17 protein-coding genes are annotated in these 15,309 nt (G+C 56.0%); 8 read left to right on the top strand and 9 right to left on the bottom strand.

Features of this window, described 5'->3' with window-relative positions:
* Positions 1 to 49 precede the first annotated feature (49 nt).
* Positions 50 to 1,219, bottom strand: coding sequence for an acetate/propionate family kinase (locus tag AC5EFR_RS12070; RefSeq protein WP_493576052.1), 1,170 nt, complete (start codon positions 1,217 to 1,219; stop codon positions 50 to 52).
* Complete coding sequence (locus AC5EFR_RS12065) at positions 1,216 to 2,607, bottom strand: bifunctional enoyl-CoA hydratase/phosphate acetyltransferase (protein WP_493576051.1); 1,392 nt, start codon at positions 2,605 to 2,607, stop codon at positions 1,216 to 1,218. The genes AC5EFR_RS12070 and AC5EFR_RS12065 overlap by 4 nt, the downstream gene beginning before the upstream one ends.
* 303 nt (positions 2,608 to 2,910) lie before the next feature.
* Here AC5EFR_RS12065 and AC5EFR_RS12060 point away from each other — a divergent pair, with 303 nt between their 5' ends.
* Genes AC5EFR_RS12060 through AC5EFR_RS12040 form a run of 5 tightly spaced genes read left to right on the top strand, consistent with a single transcriptional unit; the run spans position 2,911 to position 6,716 of the window.
* Complete coding sequence (locus tag AC5EFR_RS12060; RefSeq protein ID WP_493576050.1) at positions 2,911 to 3,462, top strand: DUF4178 domain-containing protein; 552 nt, start codon at positions 2,911 to 2,913, stop codon at positions 3,460 to 3,462.
* Positions 3,459 to 4,748 (top strand): DUF4178 domain-containing protein, encoded by a 1,290-nt coding sequence (locus AC5EFR_RS12055; RefSeq protein WP_493576049.1) that lies wholly within the window; start codon positions 3,459 to 3,461, stop codon positions 4,746 to 4,748. The genes AC5EFR_RS12060 and AC5EFR_RS12055 overlap by 4 nt, the downstream gene beginning before the upstream one ends.
* A 9-nt stretch (positions 4,749 to 4,757) precedes the next feature.
* Positions 4,758 to 4,931 carry a hypothetical protein gene (locus tag AC5EFR_RS12050; protein ID WP_493576048.1) on the top strand — a complete coding sequence of 58 codons (174 nt, stop codon included), beginning with the start codon at positions 4,758 to 4,760 and terminating at the stop codon, positions 4,929 to 4,931.
* A 10-nt stretch (positions 4,932 to 4,941) separates the two neighbouring features.
* Entirely contained in the window at positions 4,942 to 5,166 is a 225-nt protein-coding gene (locus tag AC5EFR_RS12045) for a DUF350 domain-containing protein (protein WP_299920855.1), read from the top strand.
* Positions 5,163 to 6,716 (top strand): polyamine aminopropyltransferase, encoded by a 1,554-nt coding sequence (locus AC5EFR_RS12040; protein ID WP_493576047.1) that lies wholly within the window; start codon positions 5,163 to 5,165, stop codon positions 6,714 to 6,716. Before AC5EFR_RS12045 ends, AC5EFR_RS12040 begins: the two co-directional genes overlap by 4 nt.
* Here AC5EFR_RS12040 and AC5EFR_RS12035 read toward each other — a convergent pair.
* From AC5EFR_RS12035 to AC5EFR_RS12020, 4 genes are all read right to left on the bottom strand, one after another.
* Positions 6,701 to 7,456 carry a hypothetical protein gene (locus tag AC5EFR_RS12035; protein WP_493576046.1) on the bottom strand — a complete coding sequence of 252 codons (756 nt, stop codon included), beginning with the start codon at positions 7,454 to 7,456 and terminating at the stop codon, positions 6,701 to 6,703. The genes AC5EFR_RS12040 and AC5EFR_RS12035 overlap by 16 nt on opposite strands.
* Positions 7,457 to 7,647: 191 nt before the next feature.
* On the bottom strand, positions 7,648 to 8,325 hold the full coding sequence (locus AC5EFR_RS12030) for a GntR family transcriptional regulator (protein ID WP_493576045.1): 678 nt from the start codon (positions 8,323 to 8,325) through the stop codon (positions 7,648 to 7,650).
* 9 nt (positions 8,326 to 8,334) lie between these two features.
* Positions 8,335 to 9,360 carry a Gfo/Idh/MocA family protein gene (locus tag AC5EFR_RS12025; protein WP_493576044.1) on the bottom strand — a complete coding sequence of 342 codons (1,026 nt, stop codon included), beginning with the start codon at positions 9,358 to 9,360 and terminating at the stop codon, positions 8,335 to 8,337.
* The gene (locus AC5EFR_RS12020; RefSeq protein WP_493576043.1) at positions 9,357 to 10,448 is read right to left on the bottom strand and encodes an isocitrate/isopropylmalate dehydrogenase family protein; all 1,092 of its coding nucleotides are present in this window, start codon (positions 10,446 to 10,448) and stop codon (positions 9,357 to 9,359) included. The genes AC5EFR_RS12025 and AC5EFR_RS12020 overlap by 4 nt, the downstream gene beginning before the upstream one ends.
* Before the next feature lie 218 nt (positions 10,449 to 10,666).
* On the opposite strand from AC5EFR_RS12020, the gene AC5EFR_RS12015 reads away from it, so the two are divergent.
* The 3 genes from AC5EFR_RS12015 to AC5EFR_RS12005 all read left to right on the top strand — a co-directional run bounded on the left by AC5EFR_RS12015 (position 10,667) and on the right by AC5EFR_RS12005 (position 13,124).
* The gene (locus AC5EFR_RS12015) at positions 10,667 to 10,885 is read left to right on the top strand and encodes a hypothetical protein (protein WP_493576042.1); all 219 of its coding nucleotides are present in this window, start codon (positions 10,667 to 10,669) and stop codon (positions 10,883 to 10,885) included.
* Positions 10,886 to 12,036: 1,151 nt separating this feature from the next.
* Complete coding sequence (locus tag AC5EFR_RS12010) at positions 12,037 to 12,318, top strand: putative quinol monooxygenase (protein ID WP_493576041.1); 282 nt, start codon at positions 12,037 to 12,039, stop codon at positions 12,316 to 12,318.
* On the top strand, positions 12,315 to 13,124 hold the full coding sequence (locus AC5EFR_RS12005) for an N-acyl homoserine lactonase family protein (protein ID WP_493576040.1): 810 nt from the start codon (positions 12,315 to 12,317) through the stop codon (positions 13,122 to 13,124). The genes AC5EFR_RS12010 and AC5EFR_RS12005 overlap by 4 nt, the downstream gene beginning before the upstream one ends.
* 94 nt (positions 13,125 to 13,218) lie before the next feature.
* Here AC5EFR_RS12005 and recR read toward each other — a convergent pair whose 3' ends face one another.
* From recR to AC5EFR_RS11990, 3 genes are read right to left on the bottom strand one after another with little or no spacing between them, the layout of a single operon-like run.
* Entirely contained in the window at positions 13,219 to 13,815 is a 597-nt protein-coding gene (recR, locus tag AC5EFR_RS12000; RefSeq protein ID WP_493576039.1) for a recombination mediator RecR, read from the bottom strand.
* On the bottom strand, positions 13,812 to 14,876 hold the full coding sequence (locus AC5EFR_RS11995) for a TraB/GumN family protein (RefSeq protein ID WP_493576038.1): 1,065 nt from the start codon (positions 14,874 to 14,876) through the stop codon (positions 13,812 to 13,814). The genes recR and AC5EFR_RS11995 overlap by 4 nt, the downstream gene beginning before the upstream one ends.
* Complete coding sequence (locus tag AC5EFR_RS11990; RefSeq protein ID WP_299920826.1) at positions 14,876 to 15,220, bottom strand: YbaB/EbfC family nucleoid-associated protein; 345 nt, start codon at positions 15,218 to 15,220, stop codon at positions 14,876 to 14,878. The genes AC5EFR_RS11995 and AC5EFR_RS11990 overlap by 1 nt, the downstream gene beginning before the upstream one ends.
* Between the last annotated feature and the right edge of the window lie 89 nt (positions 15,221 to 15,309).

Here is a 15,309-nt window from a genome sequence, read left to right as displayed (position 1 = left end):
GCTACAATTGAACTAGGTCGCCTTGTTCCTATGTCTTTTCCTTTTCGGGTCAAAGAGTTGCCGTCGCTGCCCTTGCGATTACCAATTCTTCGTTTGTTGGCAAGACCATAACATGTACGCGACTAAAGCTAGAACTGATGATGGTTTCATTGGCATCATTGCGCCCCTCATCCAACTCGACCCCAATCCAATGCATCCCGGCACAGACACGTCGCCGGATTTTGGCGGCGTTTTCACCAATACCACCGGTAAAGACAATGGCATCCAACCCTTCAAGCGCGGCGGCCAAACCGCCCAATTCGCGACGAATTCGGAAACAGAAATAATCGACGGCTTCGCGGGCATGGATGTCATCCGAGGCCAGCAGTTCGCGCATGTCGTGGCTTAGGCCCGAAAGGCCGAGCAAGCCGGACTTTTTGTACAAAAGGTCTGAAATTTCGGTGGCGCTTAGCCCCTCCTGGTTCATCAGGTACAAAAGCACACCTGGGTCTAATTGACCCGAGCGAGTGCCCATCGGTAAACCATCGAGCGAGGAAAACCCCATGGACGATGCCACCGAGCGGCCGTGTTCCATCGCGCACATCGACGCGCCATTGCCCAGATGGGCCACGACAACTCGCCCGGCATGCAGAGTTGGCGCAATTTCGGCGAGCTTGCCCGAGATGTAATCGTAGCTAAGCCCGTGGAAGCCATAGCGACGCACGCCTTTGTCATAATAGCTACGAGGCAGGGCAAACGTATCGTTCACAAACGGGTGCTGGCGGTGAAAGGCGGTGTCAAAACAGGCAACTTGCTTGGCATCTGGAAACGCCGCCAAAGCCGAGCGCACACCGGCCAAATTGTGTGGTTGATGCAAGGGGGCAAAGGGCATCAAAGTTGAAAGCTCGGAAATCACCTCGGGGGTGAGCTCGACAGGGTCAGAAAAGTTCAGCCCGCCATGCACCACACGATGGCCAACAGCGTCTATTTTCGCATTCGGAAAGCGATTGGAGATTTTCGTCAAAGAGGCCTGAAGTGCGCCGTCATGATTGGCGGAATTCTTGGCCGGAAGATCGGAAAAAGAAACCGTATTCCCCTGCGCATCCTTAAGCTTGGCCGTTGCCGCGCCGCCAATATGGTCGATCAATCCGGTGATTAGCGGCTTTGGGGTTTCGCCCGCTTCGAACAGGCCGAATTTCAACGTCGAAGACCCAGCATTCAGCGTCAGAACATGGCTCATTTCACGCCTCCGCTGAGACGATTGTGATGAAGAGCGGCAACGGCACAGGAGGCCAAACGTGCCATGTCATCATCGGCGCGAGAGTTTAGGATAACCGGCACCCGTGCGCCCAAAACCACCCCGGCGCTTTCGGCGTGGCTAAGGTAGGCCAATTGTTTGGCGAGCATATTGCCGGCATCGAGATTGGGAACCACCAAAATGTCGGCGCGCCCCGCGACCGGTGACACGATGCCTTTGGTGCGGGCGGCGGCGATGTCGATCGCATTATCCATAGCGAGCGGCCCTTCTACCAGGCCACCGGTGATCTGGCCGCGATCAGCCATTTTCGACAGCAAAGCCGCGTCGATGGAGGATGGTAGGTCTGGGTTCACGGTTTCCACTGCCGAGAGAACCCCAACTTTGGGTTCTTTGATGCCAAGGCTGAGCGCCAGATCAATGGCGTTTTGGGTGATGTCGACCTTTGTTTTCAGGTCCGGCGCGATGTTGATCGCGGCGTCACTTACCAAAAGCGGATGCGCCAAACCGGGCACATCCATCACAAAAATATGGGTAAAGCGGCGCCCCATCCGAAGCCCGGTGACCTTGTCCAACAGTGGGCGCAGCAACATGTCGGTGTGCAAATGCCCCTTCATCAAAGCATTTGCGCGCCCTTCATGGACAAGTTCAACCGCACGCCGCGCCGCGCCGCGGTGGTCTTTGATGTCGATGATTTCGACACCGTCCAACGACTGCCCAAGCTCTTTGGCGGTTGCTGCAATCTTATCTGCGTCCCCAAGCAGGATCGGCTCGATTATCGTGTGCTCGCGCGCCAACAAGGCCCCACCCAAGGAATTGACATCCTCAGGGCAAACAACGGCGGTTTCAAGCGCGGCCAAAGGTTCGGCCCGTTTCAGCAGTTTTTCGAAATGACGGTGACGTTGTACGACCAACCCGGGAAGGTCGTGGCTGTTGTAAGTGACCTTGCGACGCGGGGCCATGACCTCGGCCCAGCCGTCCAAAACCAAGGCATCGTCGCGCACCCGCCGCACTTCGGTCGACATGGTGACGGTGCACTCTTTTTCATTCTTGTCGGTTACAACCACGCGGCTTAGCAATTCATCGCCCGCATGGGCCCGGTTGTGAAACTGAAAGTTTTGCGACCGATACAGCGTGCCAGCGCCGGGCAGAACATTGCCCAAGACCGCGGAAATGAGCGCGCCAACAAACATGCCCGGCATAATCGCCTCGGGATGGCCATCGGCGTCGCCATCGGCATCATACATATGCATGGGGTTGTGGTTGCCCGACACATTGGCAAAGACGATCATGTCATCTTGTGTACAAAGACGCCGCAACTCGGCCTGATCCCCGATATTCAGCTCATCAAAGGTTTTGTTTTCAATCAACATGTGCTTCACCTGTTCGGGTCCTTCTGCAGGTTCAACCTCCCAGTTTCCCCCCACTTTGCGCAGAGATTTACGCCGGTTTGCGCTAAATGTAACCGCTAACGTTACTGTATTGTGAATTTGAACGGCATTGCCGCCTTGCATCCTTTGCATGACGGGCACATGTGCTGCGAATTTGGGCGGGAATGGCACGGCCATGAAATCCTTACTTGAATTTCGCGCGGGCATGGGCAACCTGCGGGCATGACCGATTTTAATTGCCCCAATTGCGGGAACCAGGTCCAACGGGCCTTGGCTATTGTTAAAATGACCACCTGCACCTCGTGTGGGACCTCGCTGTTTTTAGCGGATGACAAGGCACTCACGGCCGGGCAGGGCGGTGAGATGCATGACGCGCCGTTGTTGTTTGGCATTGGCGACAAGGTGATCCTTGGCCAGTACCACGTCGACATTTATGGCCATGCGCGGTATTCCTATGGGCGCGGGTTCTGGGATGAATTCTGGGGTGTCGATGGTCGCGGCGATCCGTTTTGGGTTTCGGTCGACGAGGGTGATGTCGTGGTTCAGGAACCTTTGCCGAGCAAAGGACAACCGCGGATGACCGGGCCGGCCAAGCTTGGCCAAAAGGTCATGTATGAGCGTCGCACCTACCGGATCAAAGAGATCGAAAGCGCCGAATGCGTCGCCATCCGAGGGAGCTTTGGCGAACCCATCGAGGTGGGCGACACGCACTCCTTTATCAATGCTTCGAACCAGGGCGGCGATTTGCTTTCTGGTGAGTTTTGGGACGGCGGCGAAAGCTGGTTCTTGGGTGAATGGTTTGACCCCTTTGACATCAAAGTGGTGAGCGGCACATGACACGCAGCGATGATCTAAAGACTATCAATTGCACCGCCTGTGGGGCCGGTTTGGATGTGCTAGGCGGCGGTCGTGTTACTGTGCATATCTGTCCCTATTGCGGCACCGAGTTGGACGCGCTTGATAGCTACAAGGCTCTGCGTACCTTTAGTGATCTCAAACGCCCCGACACGCCCTTTATGCTCGGGATGACGGGCAAGATTTGGGATGTCGATTACACGGTGATCGGCACGCTTGAGCACAAGGAACGTTATGGCGGGCAGGAATGGACATGGATCGACCATCAGCTGTTTTCGCCCACACATGGCTATGCCTATCTGACGATTGAGAACGGGCATTTTGTCTTTTCACGGCGCTATCGCGGCCCCGGTTGGGTGTCTGAACATCAGGTCGAAAAGGCCGAAACACCACCGATTTTGCGCATCAAAGGCCAGACGTTCAAGTATTACGAAACCACAACCAGTGAGGTCACCTTTGCGGAGGGTGAATTCACATGGGAAGTGAAGATTGGCGACAAGTCGACCACTGTCAGCACTCTCTCAGAGGATGCGATGCTTGGGTTTTCGCAAACCCAAACCGAACGCGAAACCTATCGCTCGGTCTATTTGCCCCGCAAAGAGGTGGCGAAAAGCTTTGGCATTGAACCGCCAAAACTGACCAATAAGATTCACCCGTTGATGCCGTTCAAGGGTGGCCCGAATTTCACCTTCCTACGCAATTCCGCCGCCGGATTTGCCGTTGCTTGCATGGTTTTGGGCTTTGTCTTTGGGCTGAGCAGTGGCGAGTCGGTCCTGACTGAGGTCGGCCTTCCTGTGGCGGGGTTGCCAGTAGAAATCCCCTTTGAGATCAGCCAATCTAACAAACTGGCCGAGATCGCCCTTGCGGCGGATGTGTCCAATAGCTGGGCGAGCATTGGCCTGACGGTGCAAGACCCCGAAGGCAACATCTTGTTCGGGGCCGGGCGCACGATGGAGCGGTATCACGGCCAAGACAGTGAGGGGTCGTGGACCGAAGGATCGGGCAAGGCCAACCTGCGGTTTTTGGCCAAAACAGCCGGCACTTATCAATTGAACCTGGGCGAAGCCGAAAGCGGTATTTGGTCAGGCACACTGGCCCAACCCAAAAACGCCATTTCCCGGCTCGACCTGCGCATTCGCGAGGGGCAAACCAGCGGCAAGTTGTTGTTCTTGTTGAGCTTGGCTTTCGCAGGTATCAGCGCGTGGACCTTTGTCCGACGCTGGCGACATCAGTCCAAGCGCTGGGCTGGCGGTGATTGGAATGATTAAGGTGAGAACATGAACCTGTTTCGCATCGTCTTTTTGTCGGTTTCGACCTTGTTGGTCGCTGGCACAGCCTATCTTGGCTCTCAGGGGGTTGGCGGCACCAGCGCTGACCTCGACACCTCCAACTCTGTTCGCGTGGGCAGTGGCGGGGGCGGGTACTATTATAGCAATAACCGCGTCAAATAACGGGGACATCATGGAATTTCTTCTTGCCGTCAAAGCCGCCGAAGTGGTCGGAACCATCGTTTATACCGCATTGGGCATGTTCCTGATGTGGGTGACATGGAAGGTCCTTGATTGGATCACACCCTTTCCGATCATGAAGGAAATCGAAGAGGATCAGAACATCGCATTGGCGGTGGTCATCGGTATGCTCTTCATCTCGATCTCGATCATCATCGCGGCCGTCATCGTTTCATGAGTGACACGCCATCGCCTGCGCCCAACACTCGGGCGCGGGAAGTCTGGCTCTTGGCGGCGACCTTTCTGGTGGCCGTTGCCGGGCTGATCTACGAGCTGATCGCGGCAACGCTGTCGAGCTATCTTTTGGGCGATTCCATTCGCCAGTTTTCGCTTGTTATTGGCATATTCTTGTCGGCGATGGGGGTTGGCGCGTGGCTGTCTCGCTTTGTGACCCAACCACTTAGCGGCTTTATCTGGGCGCAAATCTTGTTGGGTGTGGTCGGGGGCTTTATGGCCCCGGCGCTATTCCTGCATTATGCCGCCTTGGGGAGCGTCGCCGCCCCGCTATACACGATGCTAATCGCCATTGGCGTCCTGTCGGGCATGGAAATCCCGCTGATCGCCCGCGCGATGGAAGCTGTCGGTGCCTTTGAAAACCGCTTCGAAAACGTCTTGAGCGTCGATTATGTTGGGGCCTTGGTCGCCTCGGTTGCCTTTCCTCTTTTGGTGATCCCGCATTTGGGGCTGATGTCGGCGAGCCTGGCCTTTGGCGTTCTCAACCTTTTGGTTGCCGGCCTGTCGATCTACCTGTTTCGCGAACACGTGACCAAGGCGATGGTAGTGGTTTGGGCCGCGGCTTTGATCGGGGCGCTCTATGGTTTGGTGCAATCCGAACGTCTTGTCGCGTTCACCGAGTCCCAGCTTTTCGAAGATGACGTTATCTTGACCGAGGCCACGCCGTACCAGCAGATCACCGTGACGCGGTACCGCGAACGCACGCGGCTTTTCCTCAATCATTCCATCCAATTCGATAGCCTTGACGAACACCGCTATCACGAACCTCTGGTCCATCCGGTGATGGCTTTGGCACCGCGTCGCGCCAATGTTCTTGTCCTTGGTGGCGGCGATGGTATGGCGGTGCGCGAGGTGCTGCGGCATCAGGACGTCGAAACGATTACCTTGGTTGATCTCGACCCGCGTGTGACCGAGATTTTCCGCGATCATCCGGACTTGTCGCTTTTGAATGACAAATCGCTAAGCGACCCACGGGTTGATATCCAAAACGGAGATGCGTGGCAATTCATCGAGAAAAGCAGCCGCGTCTTTGACGTGATCATTGTCGACCTGCCCGATCCCAAAAACGTCGCGCTGTCCAAACTCTATAGTCGCCAGTTCTACGGCTTGTTGATGGAACGTCTGAGCGCTCAAGGCTTGATGGTAACACAAGCCGGATCACCCTTCTTTGCCCGTCAGGCCTTTTGGTCGATTGCCAACACGCTTGAAAGCACCCGTAACCCCCAGGCACCGGGCAAGGATTTGGGTGTGATCGCGTATCATAGCTATGTGCCAAGCTTTGGCGAATGGGGGTTTGTCATTTCTGGCCCGCATCTGCCTGCGGATCGGGGGCTACAATTGCCCCGCGGTCTAAGCTATCTGACACCGGATATTTGGCAATCTGCACAGGTGTTTGGTGCGGATATGGATCGGGTCGAGGCCGAGGCCAACACGATGCAATCGCACCCTTTGGTGGCCTATTACCTAGATGGTTGGGACTATTGGTTCCGCTGACCCGCTGCCGCCTCCATTTGACAATAGACGTCAACGGCTTCGACTTCGGGGCGCCAATAAATGTCGGGTCTATCTGAAGGAAGCGACAACATTACCCGTCTCATTCGTTGAGTCTGTTCGCATCCTCCGATCAGGGCGAAAAATGTACCTATACTCTTCCAGGCCTGCACGGCGTTTGCGAACGCGATGTCATCAAGCCCCGAGGACAAACGAGGCGGCGGATGACGATCAGGACTTTTCATAATTACTGCCAAAGAATACTGGACGGCAACCAAGTCTGATGGAGAGTTTGGTCTCTTTTCCTTTTTCTGATAGTCGATCAGAAAATCGCGGTAGTTGGACAAGGTTTTTTGGGGGGAGTTTAGGCCGTCCAAAAGGTCCGCCAATGTTAGAAAACGTTGTGCCTGATACTTCCACATCTCAGGGTGGCCAGCGATATCACGCAAGCGTTGTGCGTCTTTCCCCGCAATGAGGCCAACAGCCACAAAGGCGCTAAAGAAGGTTGGGGCTTGCATCATGTGCATTGCCTCATCCGGGCACCCATGTAGCCAATAGATTTCGGCCATATCGCGGGCGTGATTGCGGTTGACCGGCGGGCGTAATAGCAGTTCAGGCAGCTGTCGGAGATCACCTCCTCGGAGGGTTTTTCTGATTCTGGCGCGGTTGTCCTTGGTTTTTAACAGCGCCTGCGGGATAGCACGTTTAAGAACCGATGCTTTGCGTGCCTCGATTTTCGACAAAAGCAATGTTTGCAGGGCTGCGCGCCGAAAGGCATCGTTTTCAGAGTTGGAAACTTGGTCGATAAAATCCGCAGTCAGGGGCAATCCCTGCCACTGCGGATGATCCATACATGCAGCTGAGGAGGGGGAGGCGACGACTGATGTGATCAACCCGAGCACAGCGGCAAGTCGTTTTCTGATGAAGAGTGGCATTAAACCCTATTTAGTTTGTGTTTTTCCAGTAGCCCGACAATCAAATCCTTGGCCGCTTGCCGATGTGCGCGGTGGATGGCGTGGGCTTGCGCGGCATCGCCATTGCGGATGGCGTCAAACACCGCGCGGTGATCTTCGTTGGATTTCACCGGAATGGGGCGCATATGCAGGGTGATCATCCGGGCGCGGCGCACCTGATCGCTCAGCATATTGACGATCATACACACACGGGAGTTGCCGCCCAAACGGACCAGTTCCTTGTGATACCGCTCATCCGCATCGGCCCACTCCTCCAAGGTACCGGCGGCAAGGGCCGCGTCCATATCCGATATGGCCAGTGCCAGCATGGCTAGGTCGGCTTTGTTGGGGTGGCGCTTGGCGGCCTGACGGGCGGCCAAACTCTCCAATTCGGTCAGAACATCGTAGATATCGCGCATATCATCGGGGGACACGGGCAAGATGCGAACGCCTTTGCGCGGTCGCATCTCAAGCAAACCTTGCCCTTCGAGTGTCAAAGCCGCCTCGCGGATTGGGGTGCGGGACATGCCCAATTGCTCGGCCAACTCGCTTTCCAAATGGTCTGATCCTGCCGGAAGATCCCCGACAAAGATCATCCGGCGCATCGCTTCGATGGCGCGCTGGGTGTTGGATTGCGGTTTGACATCCTGCTGTTTCACATGCGTCCCTTACGGCTCCAGTCTGATCTTTTGCCCCTGATCTGCCGAGGCATAGATGGCCTCTTCGATGTCAATCACGCGCAGGTAGTCCTGTGCAAGGTTTTCCAGTGGCGTTTGCTCCAGAAGGCCTGAAATGACATGGCTTTGCAAGTGGTGGACACAATCGCCGCCAAACCCGTCCCAATGGTCGCGGGGAAGAATACAGGTTTCATGCAATTCCTGAAATCCACGCCTCCAAAGTGATCCATCTCCACGTAGGTGGATCACCCCTTCGGTGCCCTCGATCAATGCCTCACCCATGGTGCGACGATGGTTGTCTGCGGCGTGATCAAGATGGCGATTGCCGTCAAACAAGGCGCGAACACCGCCCGGGTGGTCAAACAGAATATATCCGGCATCTTCTCCGGCGATCACTGGGTTCATCTGGCGCAGATCGGCATAGACCGCCGTCGGATTGCCTAGCAAATACCGGAAGGTATCCACCCAATGCACCGCGGTTTCATGGACCAAAAACCGCTCCATGTCTTGGAAATAGGGCTGGCGGTCCAAATAGGCCTGTGGGCCTTGGCCATCACCGGGGCGGAGCCGAAAGGCGACTTGCTGCAACTGACCAACAGCGTTGTTGTCCAATTGGTTTTTAAGTGCGCGATACCAGGGTTGAAATCGAAAGTTTTCATGCACAATGATCTGGGCACCATGGGCCTTTGCCAAGGCAACCATCTCTTCGGCCTCGGCCTTGTTTTGACAAAACGGTTTTTGACAGATCAGGGTTTTAACCCCCTTGTCCAAGGCAACCCGGATCATCAGGGCATGGGCGACAGGGGGGAGGATGATGTCGATAAGGTCGGGTTTGACCTCGTTGATCATCTGCGCCAAATCGTTATACGAGGGGAGGCCGGTGCGCTTGGCGGCTTCGATGTCACGGTCGCAGGCCCCAACCAGATTGACCCCGGCAATGCGTGCCCAACTGCCGTAATGGAACTGGCTGAAATAGCCGGCCCCGACGCAGGCAACCCTTAGTCTTTGATCACTCATGCCACCCCCAAAACCTCTGCAACGGCGCATGCGGCATCGGCGGTTCCGGCCGCGCCACCAAGGTCACGGGTCAAAACGTGCCCCTCGGCGACCACTTGGTCAACCGCTTGGCGAAGACGCGCGCCGTCGTTTTGCATCGCCTCAACATCGTGGCGAATGCCCAACCATTCCAGCATCATCGCTCCGGATAGGATCATGGCAAAGGGGTTGGCAACGCCCCGACCGGCAATATCGGGGGCCGAGCCGTGGCAGGGTTGGAACACCGCGTTTTCCAGACCAATATCGGCGGAGGGCGCAAGGCCCAGCCCGCCCATCAAACCCGCGCCCAGATCGGACAAAATATCGCCGAACATGTTTTCGGTGACCATCACGTCAAAATCCCAGGGTTTTTGCACCATCCATAGCGCGGTGGCATCAACATAGGCGTGATCCGAGATCAGATCGGGGTGTTTGGCGGCCTCGGCATCAAACATCTCGCGGAAAAACGCAAAGGCGCGAAAGACATTGGCCTTGTCGACACAGGTCACTTTGCCCGGTCCACGGCCGGTGGCCTTGCGGGTTTTGGCAAGGTCAAAGGCAAATTTGAACAGTTTTTCCGAAATGTCGCGGGTGATCAAAAGGGTTTCACGCGCCTCATTCTCGGTCACCTCACCCCGACCTTGGGTATAAAACAGCCCCTCGGTGCTTTCGCGGATCAAAACAAAGTCGATCTCCTTGCCGTCGGGCATGTTCAACGGGGTGCGTTGACCGGCGCGAACCGTCACCGGGCGCACACCCGCAAAGAGGGTCAGCGCTTTGCGCAGGTCAATTTGGGGCGAAATTTCTGTGCCATCTGCATACCGCACATCGGGCAATCCCATCGCCGAAAGCAGAATTGCGTCGGACCGCCGGGCGATCTCCATCGACGCCTCGGGAAGGGATTCGCCTGTCCTTGCGTAATGGGCCGCCCCGGCGGGGGCATCGGTAAACGTCAGGCTATAGCTGTTCGAATTTCGCGCCATCTGATCTAGAATTTTCACCGTCGGACCGGTGATTTCCGGGCCAATTCCGTCGCCTTCAAACACGGCTATCTCATAGGTCTTCGTCATATTCACCTGTCCTTGTCTCATGCCCCAAAGTGGCGCGCCCCGGCATTTAATGCGCCAGAAAGCTATTAGTGCATTTTTTAATGTATACATAATTGGCGCAGTAGCAAACGCAAAGGCGTTTAGGAGGTCAACTTGTGACGTTCAAACCAGCACAGCTTGCCGCAGTTGCCGCCACCTTCGACCTTTGAAATCTATGATGGCAGGACACATACCAGCCTTTGAAACAGGCCATTGGCCATGTGGTTCACAACCTTGCCGGTGATAGAGCCAAAGCGCCGCTTGCTGCGACGTTTGAAAAGGCGATTGCCTCGGACTTTGTGGCGGAAAACGCGTTGGCAATTGTGATGACGGAGCAAACAACACGGTGCCGAGGCGCAAAAGTTTTCAATACGCTCAAGGCCAGCTTTGTCTACATGTCAATAAATGGGGAGCGTTAATGTTGGGCGCAGCGTGTGATTGGTCGCGTCACTGTGGCTCTGGTGCCCAAATGAAGTGACGGTCTTGTGCGCCGTCTTACCCCTGATGAACTGGGATGTCCGCGACGTGCTGATCGAAACCTCTGACCATCAGGTCATGACAATTTGGGGTCTCATAAGGACCGCCCGCGATCACAGAGCGGACAGCGGATATATAGGAATCTGGATCAGTAACTTAGGCGGTATTGGTGCATCACCGGTGTCGCGGCTGGTGAGCGCGACCGCCCGAGAAACTCCTGCGTATCTGGGTCGATACCAATGTGTCTTTTGTCCCAACCTCTCGGGACATTGCAAAACTTTGCCCTGCCGGTTCGTGACTGCGGCGTTTGGAGCCCGCGTGCTTGCGAACGTTCCAATACCTGCCACTTGTCAACCTTGATGCCGGTCGCGTGTAACTGGTCCACCGTCAAATGCTACATCAAACCATCGCCTGATTTGGCGTCATCGGTACCAGCATCGGCAAAAACATATGCCCCAATAATATGATTTCGGCCAAGGCGCGTTTAAGGGGCTAAATAGCTCTGAAACCAACGCTATTTCTTGCTTCGGTGGCGCGCTGATCCTGCCATTGGTGCTTGGCATTCCCGGCTCTTTCCCGCCGCCGCGTTCATGGGGCATCTAAGACCAACAATGTCATTCTAGCGCGACAAGTGGCCTCAATATCATCCCGCAGGCAGTGCTGATTATAGGTATGGCAGGCTTAATCGTGTGGGGTTCGAGGTCTTCAGCACCAAGATGGACATCACAATCCTGCGCATTCCCCAATCCGTCTTGCTGCCAATTGGTCTGGTGTCGAAAACCATCGGAGCCCTTGGGATCAGGACCCAAGAGGAGCGAGCGGGATGAACGATCTCTATCTCATGTTCGGCATTAGATTTGTGTCCTATTTTTGGCATAGGACGGCATAACCGATCGCCGCTTTGGGGGCGTTATCCTCGGGGTCTCTTTGATGAAACCTGCTGCCGCTCCTTGTTCTGATCGGATGGAGATCTGGGCGTGTTTGTGTCGCTTCCCGGTGCCGCGATCCTTCTTGCCTTGAACGTGACGCTGATCTGCGCTCAAATCCCGGCCATCAAACGCCTCTTTTCCTGTCTCAAAAGAAAGCCCGCCCAATGTATGTTGTGACCGTGACGATCCAAGTGAAGCCCGGCCAAATGGCGGCGTTCCTTCCCAAGATGACCGAAAATGCCCGCTTGTCGCGCGAAACCGAAGCGGGATGTCAGCAATTCGACATTTGCCGCGATGGTGATACGGTGTTTTTGTACGAGGTCTATGACGACCGCGCCGCCTTTGATGCTCACCTCGCTACGACGCATTTCCAAACCTTTATGGGCCAAGTTGATGCGATGCTCGTTGACAAGGCGCTTGTCTGCTACCCCGAGGTGATCCGATGACCGCGCCGTCCGATTGCTGGGAGGTTTATGCGATCAAATACGCCGATCGCAATGCCCGCACCCGCGCCGACAGCTTCATCTTTGATGACAACCACGACGCCCCCCATGCCATGGACTATTTCATGTGGTTGCTACGGCGCGGGGATCGGGTGATCCTTGTTGATACCGGATATGACGACGACGAGGCCGCAAGTCGTGACCGCCCCATTCGTCTTAATCCGGCCGAGGCGCTGGCCCCGTTTGGCTTGAAACCGGATGACGTCACCGAAATCATCGTCACACATCTGCACTATGATCACGCGGGTGGATTGGCCTTGTTTCCCAATGCGCACCTGCACTTGCAAACGGCGGAAATGGCCTACGCCACGGGTCCTTGCATGTGCCACGACACCCTGCGCATGCCTTTCACAGCCGGCCATGTCTGCGAAGCGATCACGCGCCTTTATCGCGGTAAGCTCACCTTTCATGACGGAGAGTCCGAAATCGCCGAGGGGCTAAGCGTGCATTGCATTGGTGGCCATTCCCGTGGTCTCCAAGCAGTCCGCGTTCACACCCAGGCCGGTTGGATGGTGTTGGCGTCGGACGCGGCGCATTACTATGAGAACTTTCAGGCCCGTAAACCCTTCCCCATTGTGGTGGATTTGCAAAACATGCTCGACGGGTTCAACACGCTTTACAAGCTCGCCTCAAAACCCGACTTGATCATACCCGGCCATGATCCATTGGTGCGGACATACTTTCATCAAGACAAAGCTGACCACATCACCCGCTTGGACATTGGCCCAAAATCGCCAATAGCACTCTAAGTTTAGCTTCTTCTTTCCAAAAATATCCCGAGGGTGAAAGGGCCCTTGGCCCAGAGGGGGCTGGCCCCCTTAACCCGCCCGCTGCAAGCGCAATCTACAGTTTTTTACGCGCATTCAAGGCGGCGGTGATCGTGCCGTCGTCGAGATAGTCCAGCTCGCCACCAATTGGCACACCCTGCGCAAGCGATGACATCTCGACCCGGCCTTCCAACTGATCGGCGATGTAATGCACGGTGGTCTGCCCATCAATGGTGGCATTCAGCGCAAGAATAACCTCGTCGACTTGCTCGGCCTGAACGCGGGTGATCAATTGCGGAATGCGCAATTCGTCTGGGCCAACACCATCCAAAGCCGACAATGTGCCGCCCAAAACGTGATAGCGCCCTTTGAACACCCCGGCGCGCTCCATCGCCCATAGGTCCGCCACATCTTCGACAACGCATAAAATTCCGTTGGCGCGGCGCGTGTCTTCGCAAATCTCACAAATGTCCGAGGTGCCGACATTGCCGCAATTCAGGCATTCGCGGGCCGTGGCCGCCACCTCTTGCAATGTGTCCGCCAAAGGCGAGAGCAAGATACCACGCTTGCGGATCAGATGGAGCACAGCCCGGCGCGCGGATCGCGGGCCAAGCCCGGGGAGGCGTGCCATAAGGGCGATCAGCTCTTCGATTTTATCGGTGGATTGGGTCATTCAACACCTTCGCCGGGCAAGGGGACACGCTCCACTCTGTACCCCTGCGCGCGGAGCAGGTCCACAACCCCTTCAGCACCGGGTAGGTGATAGGCCCCAACCCCAATGAAAGCGCCGCCTTGCTCTAGCGCGTCGGTGGCAGCCTCAACAAACCCATAGTTGCGTTCAATCAAAAGATAATCGTTGAGCTGCGCATATAGCGCCGATCCTTCATTGCCCAAAGTCTGTTCAACAAAGGCCGCATCCGCGACCATCGACACCGCGATCCGGCCCTGACGATAGAGCGCCATATGCGATGCCATTGGTTTCCAGTCAGCGACCGGGGCCAAATACGCTCCGTAAACCGCAATCATCGCGCGGGCCAAACCTTGATGGTCAGAATGGTTTAGGTGTCGGTGCAACCTGTCTGACGGCTCCAAGCCCAAAATGGGCACACCTGCAATCCGGGCGCGGGTTTGGATGTAACTGTCCTGATCGGGAATGATCCCGCCGTCGAAATCATCACAAGGTGACCAGAGCAACAGCTCGGCCAAAGCCCCCAAGGTCAGGTAATCCGCAGAGGATGCACCCCAACCGATTGCATCCATTCGGTCACGAACCCAAAGCTCGATCTGATCAGGCAATCCCAAATCGGCAAACTGAAACGAGGTTCCGGCGGGGCGGTAACGACCTGCTTGTTGCGCGGTTTTATGAATGTCAGCTCTCGTGCGGAATGTTGGGTCGATTTCCAGTGCCACGAGACGTGCCGTTTCGATCTGATTCAGCACTTGATCGGGCAGGTCGAGAATATAGCGATTGGAACTATGGTAGGTGCCCCAAAGGTGGGACACAGCCCCGTTTGGGGCGGATATTTGCCAATAACGCCCGATGCCATTGGGGATGTCGTTGGCTTGGTGTTCCAACGTTTCCAGAGGCAGCGGTGACAGAGCCTCTGGAAAAACAGCTAGCTCTTGGATGTCACAAACATCCCGCGTGGCCCAGTCCTGGGCACCCGCAGGCAGCGCCAAAGACGCCGCCACAAAGGCGGGGGCCAGTTGTCGAAACAAGCCCCAACACGTCATCAGAAAGGCAGCTTCATATCTGCCGGAAGGCCAAGCTCTTCGGTGATCTTTTGCATTTCGGCCTGTTCGCGCTCCTTGGCTTTGGCCTGTGCATCCTTGATCGCCGCAAGGATAAGGTCTTCTGCGACTTCTTTTTCCGACGGCACAAAGATCGACGGATCGATGTCCAGACCGGTCAGCTCACCCTTGGCTGTGGCGCGTGCCTTGACCAAGCCAGCCCCGGATTCACCAACAACGATCGTGTTGGTCAGGTCTTCTTGCATCTGCACGACCTTGGCCTGCATGTCCTGCGCGGATTTCATCATCTTGGCCATATCGCCAAGCTGGCCCAGTCCTTTGAGCATCGTAAATCTCCTGTCTGTTGGCACCGGATCGGGGCCTTTGAATGTCGGCGCGTTTATCGCAACGCCTGACTTGGGACACAAGTAGGCAG

The organism is Pelagimonas sp., assembly GCF_058892305.1.
Note: the sequence above shows the minus strand (reverse complement) of the source record. Positions and strands in the feature narration are given on the sequence as shown.